This window comes from Peribacillus sp. FSL K6-5616 (genome assembly GCF_038008245.1).
GTDB lineage: Bacteria > Bacillota > Bacilli > Bacillales > DSM-1321 > Peribacillus > Peribacillus frigoritolerans.
Genome location: NZ_JBBOYT010000001.1, coordinates 1395314 through 1409293, shown reverse-complemented (window position 1 = coordinate 1409293; position 13980 = coordinate 1395314). Strand labels below are relative to the sequence as shown.

General features: G+C 38.4%; 12 protein-coding genes. 5 read left to right on the top strand and 7 right to left on the bottom strand.

The annotated features are described in order from the left end of the window. Positions 1-1130: 1130 nt before the first annotated feature. A complete protein-coding gene (locus MHB45_RS06805; protein WP_048678486.1) occupies positions 1131-1337 on the bottom strand; it encodes a hypothetical protein in 207 nt (68 codons plus the stop codon). Positions 1338-1649: 312 nt separating this feature from the next. Between MHB45_RS06805 and MHB45_RS06800 the strand changes: the two genes are divergently transcribed. Then, the gene (locus tag MHB45_RS06800) at positions 1650-2156 is read left to right on the top strand and encodes a DinB family protein (protein WP_048678488.1); all 507 of its coding nucleotides are present in this window, start codon (positions 1650-1652) and stop codon (positions 2154-2156) included. Positions 2157-2199: 43 nt separating this feature from the next. Beyond that, entirely contained in the window at positions 2200-2370 is a 171-nt protein-coding gene (locus tag MHB45_RS06795; protein WP_176702845.1) for a hypothetical protein, read from the top strand. 36 nt (positions 2371-2406) lie between these two features. Here the strand turns inward: MHB45_RS06795 and MHB45_RS06790 are convergent, their stop codons facing one another. The 5 genes from MHB45_RS06790 to MHB45_RS06770 form a co-directional block, all read right to left on the bottom strand. Next, complete coding sequence (locus tag MHB45_RS06790; protein ID WP_048678490.1) at positions 2407-3135, bottom strand: GntR family transcriptional regulator; 729 nt, start codon at positions 3133-3135, stop codon at positions 2407-2409. A 67-nt stretch (positions 3136-3202) separates the two neighbouring features. After that, a complete protein-coding gene (gene frlD / locus MHB45_RS06785) occupies positions 3203-3985 on the bottom strand; it encodes a fructoselysine 6-kinase (protein ID WP_072272773.1) in 783 nt (260 codons plus the stop codon). 57 nt (positions 3986-4042) lie between these two features. Then, a complete protein-coding gene (locus MHB45_RS06780) occupies positions 4043-5056 on the bottom strand; it encodes an SIS domain-containing protein (protein ID WP_072272772.1) in 1014 nt (337 codons plus the stop codon). Positions 5057-5190: 134 nt separating this feature from the next. After that, the gene (locus MHB45_RS06775) at positions 5191-6534 is read right to left on the bottom strand and encodes an amino acid permease (protein WP_048678497.1); all 1344 of its coding nucleotides are present in this window, start codon (positions 6532-6534) and stop codon (positions 5191-5193) included. A 24-nt stretch (positions 6535-6558) separates the two neighbouring features. Beyond that, positions 6559-7377 (bottom strand): TIM barrel protein, encoded by an 819-nt coding sequence (locus MHB45_RS06770; RefSeq protein ID WP_072272771.1) that lies wholly within the window; start codon positions 7375-7377, stop codon positions 6559-6561. 512 nt (positions 7378-7889) lie between these two features. Between MHB45_RS06770 and MHB45_RS06765 the strand changes: the two genes are divergently transcribed. Beyond that, positions 7890-9380 (top strand): DHA2 family efflux MFS transporter permease subunit, encoded by a 1491-nt coding sequence (locus tag MHB45_RS06765; protein ID WP_072272770.1) that lies wholly within the window; start codon positions 7890-7892, stop codon positions 9378-9380. Positions 9381-9577: 197 nt separating this feature from the next. Further along, positions 9578-10737 (top strand): IS3 family transposase gene (locus tag MHB45_RS06760; RefSeq protein ID WP_424765136.1). Its coding sequence is split into 2 segments (ribosomal slippage): positions 9578-9836 and positions 9836-10737, totalling 1161 coding nucleotides; the frame shifts between segments, so codons are not numbered across the junction. A 155-nt stretch (positions 10738-10892) separates the two neighbouring features. On the opposite strand, the gene MHB45_RS06755 is transcribed toward MHB45_RS06760, so the two are convergent. Next, positions 10893-12251, bottom strand: coding sequence for an IS1182 family transposase (locus tag MHB45_RS06755; RefSeq protein ID WP_072272405.1), 1359 nt, complete (start codon positions 12249-12251; stop codon positions 10893-10895). 479 nt (positions 12252-12730) lie between these two features. On the opposite strand from MHB45_RS06755, the gene MHB45_RS06750 reads away from it, so the two are divergent. After that, positions 12731-13309 carry a YitT family protein gene (locus MHB45_RS06750; protein WP_072272769.1) on the top strand — a complete coding sequence of 193 codons (579 nt, stop codon included), beginning with the start codon at positions 12731-12733 and terminating at the stop codon, positions 13307-13309. Positions 13310-13980 lie beyond the last annotated feature (671 nt).

Here is a 13980-nt window from a genome sequence, read left to right as displayed (position 1 = left end):
TAGCTCGTCGTTAATAAAACTCCATGTTAGCTAAATAACTTTTCATGCAAAAAAACTCTCTTGATACAAGAGAGTTTTACATAGAACTTATTAAACAGATAGAATTATCAATGTGGCTATATAATAATTGTTCTGGGCGGAGTTTTTATGCCTCATCCATTCCCCAATTATAGCGCACACTACTAAACTGACAATTACAATATAAAAGTCTTTAATCTTCAAAGCCATGTCGAGACTATGAATTATAACAGCCACAACAAATACAACCATCACCGTTTATTTCATATGTTCTGAATCCTTACAAAAGCCCAATTACTGTGCCGAGCACTATACCTAGTGCATTAGCTGAGGAAGCACTTTTTTACCTTTTCTTGTAGAAATCCCATTAACTTTCGTACAATAATTCGTCAATTCACTATCCTTAGCGCTTTTCTTTTTCCACTTATTTAACTAAAGGGAAGCTTCCTCTGCACAATGAAAAGCTCCTTCCCCCCTGCCTAGACTACACCATTTCATTCATTTCAGACTGGGCTAAATCACCAGCTGCTTTCACACGAATACGGGTTGCATTCCCAGGCATATACGCTAAAGGTACATCTTCTAATTTCCGAGTGATTTTTTATTATTCCTTAAGAGATTCGTCACTGGTCAAAACAAACTAATCCTTTGGCAACATCGGTATTAGTTTGTACTTTTTGTTGGATCCAGATAGCCGATTCACGGTTCAAAAATCATTTTGTTTATATTTCCAAAAAAAACAAAAAATCCATTTATCATTAAATAATGAAAAATGGATTTTAATAAACTTTTATAAGATTCTAGTTATACACCCAGATAATTCGTTTTAAAGACTCTTCCGACGGCGCGCAGAAATCTACTGGTAAAGGTTAGAAAGGTTTTGCTTGATTATCCATACCCACTTTTTACCTAATGGATATGCGCATGATCATAAATCTCCTCTCTCCTTATATTTTTACATTTATTAATATAAGGAGGAGGATCATTTAGCAAGCTACAGGTTATAAATGGTTCTCTTATTTAATTACACTTTTAAACATTAAAAATTCCGTTGTAATGAAGGAGAAAAAATTCGAAAATGAAATATTCGTTTCCCTCCAGAGGGGATGCACTTACATTGTTTCATAGTTTTTTATTTCAAATTCATTTAAAGGCCGATTAATCGACTTACTCAATTTTTTAGTAAGCTCTTGGTAATCCTTAGTATCATTTGGATCTATACCTTCTCTGACGTTTAGTATCTCGTATCGGTCATACTGTTCTGGAATAAGTTTTCCGTCTACATGGATATAAAGCCTATATTTGATCCTCAGATTCATATTACCATCTCCTTTACTATCAGTTCGATATAGGGAGCTATTTTCCTGCAAGAAAAAATGCCTATATGTGATGCTCCACTATTATTCATTTTATGACCTGAATGTTCGTAGTTCGTATTATCTCAAAACCTCTTATTTTATATGTATTACATTTAAGGAGCACATATACCCGTAGAATCATAAGGAGGAATTGTTATATAAATTATAGAACAGCATATTAATGAATATACTGCATTGAATAATCCTGAATACTTTGTTCTTACTGCATAAATTGTCCAATCCGAAAAAACTAGTGTATATGGAGGTTTTTTAATGAATCACCCCGAGCCAGTATTAGAAATGTATAACTATCACGCATGGGCAAATGGAGTCATCATCGATCGGTTAAATGAACTTCCAGAACACGTTTACCATAAGGAAATTCAGAGTGGTTTTTCGTCGGTATCAAAAGTGTTGTCTCACATTTATCTCACAGATTACGCGTGGTTTGATATTATCTCTGGTAAAAGTATGGATGAAGCAATGGCATCTTCTAGTGAATTAAAAGAAGAGGTGGAAAAGAAAAGTATTGAGGAAATGAAAAAAACATTTATGGACTTGTACGAAAGAAACAAAGCACTTCTGAGTACAGTGGATATGGAAAAGGTAATGGTTGTGGATAACCCATATGCTGGGTCGCTTGAAACTACCATTTCCGAATCTGTATTACACGTTGTCACTCACGGATCATATCATCGTGGCAATATAGCTACCATGTTACGGCAAATGGGGCACACTTCCGTTATGCAAGATTTTGGCCTTTACCTTTATACAAAATAGAACACCAAACTATATACCATTTCCTGAATAGGGGGATGTATCGATGGAAGAACTAGTTGGTTCTTGTGTTCGCTGTGCACATGATGTGTATTGTACGGCTGGTTTTCTGAACGGTATTCTTTTAGATAACAAGAATATCTTATGTTTTAATTGTAAGGATATTTTAAATGCGATGATCAAAGAAGAAAGTTTGGAGGAGGAAAATCAAAACTAGATGTTTAAATAGGTCATGCCAAATTAATGGCATGACCTATTTTGCCCGATGAACAGTCAGATTGACCTTGTTGGTTTCACACATGAACGTTGAGAGGTGCACAGGCTGGTCGTTTGCATCGAAAGCAATCTTCACTATTCTAAATAAATTTGCGCCAATATCGCATTCTAAATATTTAGCATGGATTTTTGTAGCACCAATCACGTCTATAATTTTATCGTTACTGACTATTTCGGTATGGTAATCTTCCAATAGGATCTTATAAGTTGATTCATCCCTTGCAATCTTCTTTTCCAAATCCGGAAAACGAAGTAACGAATAATGAGCGGTATCGTAGAAAAGCGGACGCTCATCTACATACATGAGTCGCTCTAGTTCGAGAACGGGGCTTCCTTCTTCAATGAGGAGATGACCTGCAACATCTTTTGGTGCGGCTATGACCTCACTTCTTAAAATCCGGGAATTCGGTATCTTCCCAAGCTGATGACTAAACTCTGAGAATCCACTTATGGATAACAACTCATTATGAAACTTATTAGATGCAACAAAGGTACCCCTGCGCGGAATACGTGTCAGTGTTCCTTCCTTCACCAATTCCTCGATTGCTTTTCGTATGGTGATGCGGCTAACGTTATAAGTTTCACAAAGCTCTGCTTCGGTTGGGATTTGTTCATCTGGTTTGTATTTACCGTTCTGAATATCATTCTTCAACATTTGCCTTATTTGCATATATAGTGGCTGGGGGGTTGAAGGATTTAAATTCATATTAGATTCATCCTTATCCGTCAAAATTTATTATTTACTACCTATTATACATGATTTACAGTCCCAGTCACCACGCACCGAAATAGCTAATGGTTTTCGCAGCAGACTCTGTACCCAATTCTAAGCAATTTTCGATAGGTTGGCCTTTCAATAATCCATAAATAAAACCGGAAATGAAGGAATCCCCCGCACCCATTGTATCCACCACATTCGCTTCAACGGCACCGCATTGATAAAATTGAATGCCGTCATAGGCAAGTGAACCATTTTCACCTAAAGTGGCGACCGCAATTTTAGATCCTTGATTTTTTACATCCTTTAAAAATTGGCGGATAAAAGCATCATCCTTCGTATAAGAGAAAAAAGGATAATCAACAAACTTCGGTAAAGTCTTCACTAGATCGTGATCTAGCTGATCTGAGAAATCAAAAGACGTGAGCATTCCATTTTCTTTAAATAAGGAATAATACTTATCCGCATGTCCCCAAATCCCTGAATGTATGAGCTGGTATGTTTGAATGTAATGGAGCTCTTCCGTCGTTAAGCAGAAATGTTTCATGACACCTTCATCGTATTCTCCAAACCTGCGGTCATTTCCTACCATTTCAACAAAAGTAACAGCTGTTTTTCCTTCTTTCCGCGAAAGATGAGAAATATCAACACCTTTTTCCTGTATCGCTTTAACCATTTTTTCACTGTATTGATCGGAGCCCACCCAGCCGATATAAGCAGAGTCAGCACCTAACCCTCTTAAATAGACAGCCACATTTAAAGGATTACCGCCAGGATAGACCTCCCCGCTCTTTTGATAAACATCCATACAGTTATCTCCGACTGTAACCGTTCTCATCATTTTCCCCCGCTTTCTTTAAACTTAAGAGCACTACTAAGTAGTGCTCCACTTATCTTAATATTCCATTTGGCGATAGTATCTTCTAAGTGTTAATGGATGATTTCTCTCACGCTCAAGGTATACGCTGATTCGACTTAATACTGACCAGTTGATGCTAACTGAAAAGTGCTTTCTGAATTCTTCGCTGATGCCTTCCATTTCAAAGCTTTTGGTATCAATAACCGTTATATTTTTTGAGATTTTTTCTACAAATCTCTCTACACGGTCCATCAGCGGTCTAGTTTCATCTTCCCCTTTTATTAAAATAACACTTGTATCTTCAACAACAAGTTCAAGCGTACCATGGAAAAACTCTGCAGCGTGGATGGATTTCGCTTGGATCCATTGCATTTCCTCTAAAATGCACATGGCATATGAATAAGTGTTTCCCCATAGGTTACCAGAACCGACCATCATGTGGTAATCCGTGTCTTTATGTGTAATGGCAAATTCCTCTGCTTTTTTGTCAAAAGATTTAACGGCATCTAGAATTGCACGCGGAAGTAGAGAAACCTCATTCGTGAATTGTTCATATTGCGGGAATTCATTGTTGTTATGCATGAAACGGAAGACGACCATGTACAAAAGCATAAAGAAAGTATCAAAAGAGTGCGTTTCAGAACCAGTCGTTATACAGTAATCCGCAATTTGTGTTAACGGAGTATTTGGCTCTGCAACTAAAGCGATTGTAGTGGCGCCTTTTTCTTTACAATATTCAGCCGCTGCAACTGTTTCTTGAGTAGTCCCGGATACAGATGTAAAAATGCAGACTGAATCTTTGCTGAAATGCTTATGATTCATCACCATGAACTCAGCAGCAATTTCTGCATGGACATCGATGGTAGAATTTGATTTTAATATGTATTCATATGGATACATCATGGCTATGGTGCCGCCAGCACCGATAAGGAAAATATTGCTGTAGCCCCTTTTTGTGATTCCATCTACGATTTCTTCAATCTGGCCTCTAAAAGCAAGGCCCTCTTTTTCTACAAGATTTAGAAATAACTCCTCATCAAACTTTAGCATTAACAGCTTCCTCCCTTATACCTGTTTATTTGTTATGTCTTGTATTATATCTAAACATAATAATTTGCACAATTGTTTTATTTTAAAATTTTTTTGGTTTATCAAAAGAAGGCCTAACTTCCCTTATCATTCTGCTAAGCCACGATATCGCTGTCGTTATTTTTCTTTGATCCATATTTCCTTTCCCAATAATAGTATACCGGCAGACCTGTTACGATAACGATCAGCGCTGCAATCACTCCTTGAATAGGCGCCCAAGTAAATGTTCCCCAGGCCAGCCATGATGCTCCAAGAATAGCTAAAACCGTCGTTAACCTCCACATTGGCATACGATAGATTGGATTATAATCATCCCTTTTACGGCATTTATAAACAGCGGCAAAGTCCAGGATGTTAATTACCAATTGAATCAGTGTGAAATAGCCAAGTAACACAGTTAAATTACTGAAGCACACAAGAATACATGCATACGTAACCTGAACGATGATAGAGAAACTTGGAGTTTCATATTTAGGATGAACTCTTGCAAAACGTTGAAAGAATAGTCCGTCCTTTGCCATTGCGTACTCAAGGCGGGGCTGAAACATTATGCAAGAACTCAGCGAACCCAAGATAACAATAATCGCCGTAATGGCCACGAATGATGATGCAATATCAGATAATCCCGGAATATATTTTACAGCTTCAGAAACAGCCGCATTGGAGTTGATTAATTCATTAAACGGCATCAAACCGATGACACAAACGGCTAACAGTGTATATAAAGCCAACACGATGAATACCGAACTAATAAGAGCTCGTGGAAGTATTTTCCCTGGATTTTTGAACTCCCCAGCCATGAAACAAATCGCAGCCATTCCCGTATATGCCCATGTGGTTGCGGATACACCACCTATTAAACTTGACTTTTGGGCACCTGGTCCTGGTGTATAAGCAAAGTTATCAGGGTTCATGTACATAATTCCCAAGACAATGACAATCAGGAAAGGAATGATCTTGATAGCCGTGATAATGACTTGGAAAAGACCTCCTTCCTTCACACTTCGATAATGAATCGATGTGATGAGCAGGATGATCGCAATACCCAATAATTTCCCGGCGACCCCAGAGAAAAATGGGAAAAAGGTTGCTAAATAAGAAACGATCGCTAAAGCCATAATCGATATGGATGGAGGATCCAACGCCCAGAAAGTGGCCCATCCATATAAAAATGCCAGAGGCCTCCACCCAGCTTTATTTAAATAAACGTAACCGCTTCCATTTTGGGGGTATGCTGTCGATAACTCCGCCAGCACCATTACTTGCGGAATGGCAATCACCCCGCCTATTATCCAGGCTAGAATGGAAATGGAAGGAGTACCCGCAGCCTTTGCAACATCACCGGATGAGACAAAAATACCCGACCCTATTGTAGTTCCAACAGCAATAGCCAGAGCAGACCAAAAACCCAGTTTTCGTGTAAGTGTGCCATTACTCATAAAGAGTTCCTCCAAATTAGATGATTAAATTCCCAATTCCCTAACTTTTTCAATTGATTTCTTGATTGCATCGCTTGGATTTTGATAATAATTTGATCCCATAATCTCTAAAGTACAACTTCCTTTGTAACGATGGCTTTGAAGGCTTGTTAAATATTCCCTCCAATTTAAAACCCCATCATCCAGTGCCAAATGTGCATCTGATTGACCATCTCCGTCCATTAGGTGAAAATGGCCTAATTCGGGAAGGAAGGAATAGTACTCATCAGGTGTTTCACCTGCCAGATGCATGGAAACCGTATCTATCATTCCTTTTAATGAAGTAGATTGGATTTCCTCTAACATTTTCTTTAGCCCTTTTGAGTCGATTACAAGATTGGATTCGTACTTTGTCAATGGCTCTAAAACAAGAATCAAACCTTCCATCTCAGCTACTTTGGTTAATTGAAAGATTGAGTCACTGGCATATTTCCATGATTCCTCTTGTGAGACAGAAAAGTCCCCTATTCCAGAAGTGATAAGCATCATGTTTGTGTCTAACTCCAGCGCGGCATAAAGATTTTCCATAAAATACTCCATGCTTTTTTTTCGCCAATGAGCATCCGAGGATGCAATGTTATAAGGATAGATACATTGTTCTGGAGTATAGCAAATGATTTTCATATTTCTAGACTTAATTTCCCTTCTCAAACTCCTAATATTTCCTAATATGTTTCGATAAACATACAAATGTGGCTCCCCACCCCATAACTCAATGCTATTAATCCCAAGGTTGTCCATGCAATCCAAAAAATAATGAAAAGGGAAATGCCTAAATGTTATATTCATCCCTGCAATATTCAATTATTTCACCCCCTCATAATGACTTTTATTTGTTATGCTTTGTATTATAATTAACCAATACATTGATTGCAATAATTATTTTGAATATTTAAAAAAATAATTATTCGCAAAATACGGAAAAGTCGTGATTTTATTGTTCAACATTAATTAACTATTTTTTAGTGAATGCGAATGGTAGAATGTTAAAGTATTATACCTAGTGCACAAATTTCTCTGGTACATTGTAAGTATTATATGGGTGATTATTGTTTGAAATATGATATACCTGTAGAATGGATGTTAACCTGGGGGATTTCCAAGAGATAATGTATCCTGAAATATTGTAAGTGAGTGGTTAATAAAGAATAAACACCTCAAAAAAAGCCGTAATTGAGGTGAATCTATGCTGTATTTTACCGGAAAATATAGGTGGGTTTACACTAATACTTCGTGAGACGAATTAGTTTCTAAACTTTTAAAAATAGCAGGCAGTACAATTTGTACTATCCTAGCGGAAAGGACGTGCCATAATAATGAATCACGACAAAACAGCCATCACTAAAATCCGTACAGGTCCCATGTTTGCGGTGATGCTGGCTGGTGCTCTAGTCGCTTTCTTAAATCAGACTTTAATCAATATCGCATTGCCTCAATTAATGACTCATTTTGACATATCAGCTGCAACAGCGAATTGGCTTACTACTATCTTCTTATTGGTCAATGGGATTGTCATCCCGATTACCGCTTTCTTAATGGAACGATTCAATACAAGACAATTATATCTAGCTTCGATGGGACTCTTCGCCTTAGGAACTTTTTTATGCGGAATTGCCCCCAGCTTCTCCGTCTTATTGATCGGACGTGTGGTTCAAGCAGCAGGGGCGGGGATTTTGTTCCCGTTGATCACAAATGTGATTTTCACTTTATTTCCGCCTAACAGACGCGGTTTCGCAATGGGTATATTTGGTATCGCGATGAATTTTGCCCCAGCTGTAGGACCTACACTATCAGGATGGATTATCCAAAACTATTCTTGGCGGGTTCTGTTTTTTATCATTTTCCCATTTGCCCTGCTTGACTTCATCTTTGCCATTTTCATCATTAAAAAGGTAGGGAAAACCAGCCGACCTAAACTAGATAAACTGGGTGTAATTCTATCCACAATCGGATTTGGCGGGGTTCTATATGGATTTGCTACTGGCGGTACCAAGGGCTGGGGCAGTCCCGAAGTACTGACGATGTTCCTTGTTGGAGGAATCAGTTTAGTTTTATTTGTCTGGAGGCAATTTACTGTCTCTCATCCTATTTTGGAATTTAGAATTTTTCGGTATCGGATGTTCACTTTAACGACAATCATCAACATCATCGCAACCATGGGTATGTTCTCTGGAATGATCATCATGCCAATCTATATGCAGAATATCCGTGGGTTCACTCCGATGGAATCCGGTCTCATGCTATTGCCTGGCGGGATTTTAATGGGGATCATGTCCCCTATCACAGGTAAGCTGTTTGATCGATTTGGTGCAAGATGGCTTGCGGTGAGCGGACTTGCCATCACTATCATTACAACCTATCTTTTAACGCGGCTTCAAACAGATACGTCCTATTCTTATGTGGTGTGGGTATATACCATTAGAATGTTCGGAATGTCGATACTGATGATGCCTATCTTCACAGCCGGATTAAACGAATTGGCACTTAGCCTAAATAAATACGGCACAGCAATGGTCAATACATTGAGAATGGTGGCAGGTGCTGTTGGCATGGCATTCTTTGTGTCCATCATGACAAACCAAGGAACGAAACATGTTCAGGAAATCTTATCTCAAAGGAACATATCACCGGATAATACATCACAAATGGCGATGGCCATTAAACAAGGCAGCGTAATGGGAGTGGATGATGCATTCATGATAGCAACAGGTTTGACCATAGTTGCATTCATACTTGCCTTTTATATACGGCAAACTTCACCACAAGAAGATACCATTACAAATCGCCTATCAAAAAAAACATCTTGAATTAACAAGGCTAAATCCAACCTATTTTCCATGGTATAAAAAATTCTTATATTATTAAACTGACTTGCCCCATGAAAACAAGGCAAAAAAAAAGAGACTCTTTTAGTGTCTCTCTGGTATTATCCCCTTCAGGTAGACAGAGAAAAAAGAGAACATGATAAAATGTTCTTAACTGTCAATCTGGAGGGGATTTTTGTATGGCAAAAAAGGGGCAAACGTTTCAAGCGTATACAGAAGGATTAAAGAGAGAAGTGGTTCGTCTGAAAGTGGAGGAAGGTTGGTCATATCGCCAGATTCGTGAGCGTTTTGGTATTAAAAGTGATGCACAGATAGCGAGTTGGGTGAAGAAAGTGCAGAATAACGAGTCTTTTGAAGATCAACGTGGTGTATGGAACCGTAAGAATTTTTCTAGTGTCGAAGAGGAAAATGCCTATCTAAAAGCGCAGGTGGATTATTTAAAAAAGCGCAATCCAAATCTACATGGGAAGGAATGGTCCTGAAAGCCGAAAGGTTTCAAATAATCGATGGTTTGAGGAAAACGTACCCACTTTCGTGGCTATTAAAAATCGCTGAAGTATCAAAGGCTGGATACTACAAATGGCGGAAGACACATTCTGCTCGTTCTTTGCGACTTGAGAAAAATTTATGGATAAAAGAACATATTTTAGCCATCCATAAGCTACACCCCTACTACGGATATAAACGGATGACTGGAGCTTTGTCCAGAGAAGGAATCGTTGTAAACCACAAGCGTGTTCGTCGATTAATGAGAGAGTTGGGGGTCCAATCTGTCATTCGGAAGAAACGCCCTTTCTACGGTCGAAGAGGGTCAGTTGTATTTCATAATGTCTTAAATCGTGAATTCTACGCAGAGATGAGGTTTCATAAGTTAGTAACAGATATAACCTATGTACGGATTGGAAACACGTTTGCCTACCTTTCCGCCGTTTTAGATTTGTATAATAATGAAATTGTTGCATGGGAAGTTTCTACACGAAATGATCTTGAATTGGTTCATAATACGCTAAACCAGCTAAGGGACAAGCCGTTTAGCAAGGGGGCTCTCCTGCACTCAGATCAAGGATTCCAATATACGACGAAATCATATGAAAATCAGGTGAAGGAACTCGGCATTCGAGGAAGCCACTCTCGTCGTGGCAATTGTCACGACAACGCGTGTATAGAAAGCTTCTTCTCACATTTAAAAACAGAAAAGTTATATTTAACATGTCCAAAAACAGCAGAGCAAGCTTATCTAGCTATTCAAGAGTATATAGAGTTTTACAATACGGCTCGCTTTCAGGAGAAATTCAACGGCCTTTCTCCAATTGAATATCGAGAAAAGGCCGTAGCTTAAAAAATACTCTTTTTTTATTGTCTACTTGACAGGGTTATGTGCACTCAGTTTGTAGACAAAAGGGGTTCGGAATTAAAAAATTCTGAACCCCTTTTGAAATTCCCTTTGAATTTTCGCCTAAAGTTTAGAGATTGGGGCTCTACGAGCCCACTATGTTAGGCCATTTTTGGACCTTGCCATGTCCAATTGGCCATCTTCTTTAAATTAATGGCAGCGAAAGTAAGCATCGCCTGCATCGACAATTTTTTAAGTCCCCTTAAAGTAGTCCAACGCATACCATGCTTTTCTTTTGCATCTGCGAATACACGCTCAATCGTTTCTTTACGTTTTGCATATATAGGTTTTACATCTTGATGATGACGCAGATGATCTGCTTCTTCCACATGTGTTTGCCAGATATGCCGTGTCACCACTTTTTGACAGTCTTTGCTTTCTGTACACCGAGATAAAAATGAGCATGTTGTACAAATTTGTTTTGGCGATTTGTACTCGCGATAGCCCTCTTTATTTGTTGTTGAGTACTTTAAAGTTTCGCCCGAAGGGCAAAGGTAACAATCAAAATGTTCATCGTATACATAGTCCTGTTTGCGGAAAAATCCTTCTTTGGTGCGAGGACGTGTATAAGGTAAAGCCGGTATGATTTCTTTGTTAAATAGGTAGCTTGTAATCGCTGGTGTTTTATAAGCTGCATCTGCGGCAACGGCTTCCGGTTTTCCAACTTTCTCAATCACTTGTTCAACTAGTGGCTCTAAGATCTGACTGTCATGTGTATTTCCAGGTGTTACAATCGTTCCCAATACAAAACCGTTGCGGTCTGCGGCCGCGTGGAATGAATAGGCAAACTGTTTTGTTCGTTCATCTTTCACATAGTAGCCACTCTCAGAATCCGTTGTACTTTCTTTAATCTCTTTGGTCTCTTCTTTATCAAATTTATCTGGTGGAAAAGGCTTTTTTCCATGGTTTTCACGATCTTGATTGATTTCTTCTTGAAGACGTCCTTGATACGCTCGTGTTTCTTTACGAACGATTTTCTTTTCAAATTTCCGTTTATTCGCACTGGCTTTCACATGTGTGGAATCCACGAAAACGTGTTCAGCACTTATTAACTTTTTATTAGCAGCTGTCATTAAAATGCGATAGAAAATCTGTTCAAACAGATCTGTATCTTTGAAGCGTCGCTCATAATTTTTCCCGAACGTAGAGAAATGAGGTACTTTATCATGGAAACCATAGCCTAAGAACCAACGGTAAGCCATATTGGTTTCAACTTCTTCAATCGTTTTACGCATGGAACGAATACCGAAGGTATATTGAATGAAAGTCAGTTTAACTAAAATAACTGGATCAATACTTGGGCGTCCTACCTCTGAATACATATCTTTCACCAAGTCATAAATGAAAGTGAAGTCAATGGCAGCCTCCATTTTACGAACCAAATGGTTCGGTGGCACCAATTGATCTAAAGTAATCATTTCAAGTTGATCTCGCTGAATAGAATCATGTTTAGAAAGCATCCTCATCACCTCAAGTTTTAATACTTCTATTTTAAAACAAACATGACTCCAGGCAAAAGTGTTCTATCTAAAAGGTAAGACAAAGTTGATTGGAGCGGGTGTACGAGACTCCTGCGGGAAAAGCGCGTCTAGGGGAGACCCCGCAGGCGAAAGCCGAGGAGGCTCCCCGACCGCCCGCGGAAAGCGAGTGCCTGGAGTGGAAATCAACGTCCAAATTGTACAAGCCATAAAAATAGACAAACTCGATTTTCATCGAGTTTGTCTACAGTCTGAGAGACTCTTTTAGTGTCTCTTTTTTTTTGCCCTAATTACATCATGGCCTCAACGAGAACGCCTTTATTTTGATTAGCGTACTCCCATGTGGATTAAAAATATCTTATGAAGAACAAATAGCAATCGTAATTTCCAATCAGCTAAGTATATATTTAGATTCCTCTCATATATTTTAAGATAATGATTTGGACAAGGGGAATGTTTTTATGAAAAAGTTTGTTACGCTGCTTTTTTCAAGTTTTTGCATTGGAGTAGGTCTTAACTTATTTATAATCCCCATTCATCTAATAAATGGCGGGATATTTGGCATAAGTTTATTAATTAAATATGTTTGGGGAATCCAGGTTGGACATACCATGATCATGCTCAATATTCCCATATACCTTCTATCTCTTCTATACGATAAGTCTTATTTCTTTAATGCCATCCTTGGGTTAGCTTTCACTTCAACCATTATTGATTGGCTAACACCACTAAACGGTTTGGTTCATCTGCCGATCATAACAAGTGCCATTATCGGTGGAATGACGATTGGGATTGGTGTCGGTTTTATGCTGAGACAACATATTAGCCCAGGTGGAGTGGATTTACTAGCACTATTAATATCTAAAACCACAGCAACCAATCCTGGAATTATTATTTTTATCATTGATTCTCTCATAGTAATTGCGGGAATCATTATATTGAAAGACTTAAAGTTAATGTATTCCCTCATCACGATATCCTGTGTCGGGTTCTGCGTCATTATAATCAATTCTTTTAAGACAATAAACTTTTTAAGATAAAGTTGTTCCTACAAGTGCTGAACAAGTAAGGCTCTCCCTTACGATATACATTTTACTCGTACTGTACCAATGATTTCGCACATTTACACGGGGTTTCGCGCCATTTACTCGTAATTCGTGCTGCACTTTTGATTTCGCACGATTTCGCACGATTTTGTGCCGTTTACTCGTGAGTTTTGGCTGTTTACTCGTGAGTTTTGCTGTTTTACTCGTGAATTCGACCTATTTACTCGTGAGTTCGTGCTGCACTGGTGATTTCTCTTCGTTTACTCGTGAATTCCTGCTGTACCCATGATTTTGCACCGTTTACTATAGCACTTGCCAGTTCTCTTGCATCTCTGGTTTTAAGTTGATAACCTTTTTTAGATATACAATAACCTTTATAGGAAATTCCATATATGTCCGTAACCAAACCGCAAAGCTTAAACAAGTTCGTCTTATTGATGGATTTATATCCTTTTCACACCTGACTCTTAAACCTGGAGGTAGATATTGCACATTCCTTGTGGTCATATAATCACCTTTAATTTCATTTTATTCGCTATCTTACCGAAATTTCCTTCTCCCAAACCTGCCCCGTTAGTACCATAAGAAAAAGGCTGCCTCAGCAACCTTCCTTTTTAGAGTAAGAAACCCATTAGGTGAAGATCAAAGTATTATTATACAAGACA

Coding starts and splice junctions, on each gene's coding strand:
- MHB45_RS06755 (WP_072272405.1), bottom strand. CDS start 12,251: ATGCTTTCTAAACATGATTCTATTCAGCGAGATCAACTTGAAATGATT.
- MHB45_RS06800 (WP_048678488.1), top strand. CDS start 1,650: ATGAATCACCCCGAGCCAGTATTAGAAATGTATAACTATCACGCATGG.
- MHB45_RS06790 (WP_048678490.1), bottom strand. CDS start 3,135: ATGAATTTAAATCCTTCAACCCCCCAGCCACTATATATGCAAATAAGG.
- frlD (WP_072272773.1), bottom strand. CDS start 3,985: ATGAGAACGGTTACAGTCGGAGATAACTGTATGGATGTTTATCAAAAG.
- MHB45_RS06780 (WP_072272772.1), bottom strand. CDS start 5,056: ATGCTAAAGTTTGATGAGGAGTTATTTCTAAATCTTGTAGAAAAAGAG.
- MHB45_RS06795 (WP_176702845.1), top strand. CDS start 2,200: ATGGAAGAACTAGTTGGTTCTTGTGTTCGCTGTGCACATGATGTGTAT.
- MHB45_RS06775 (WP_048678497.1), bottom strand. CDS start 6,534: ATGAGTAATGGCACACTTACACGAAAACTGGGTTTTTGGTCTGCTCTG.
- MHB45_RS06750 (WP_072272769.1), top strand. CDS start 12,731: ATGAAAAAGTTTGTTACGCTGCTTTTTTCAAGTTTTTGCATTGGAGTA.
- MHB45_RS06765 (WP_072272770.1), top strand. CDS start 7,890: ATGAATCACGACAAAACAGCCATCACTAAAATCCGTACAGGTCCCATG.
- MHB45_RS06805 (WP_048678486.1), bottom strand. CDS start 1,337: ATGAATCTGAGGATCAAATATAGGCTTTATATCCATGTAGACGGAAAA.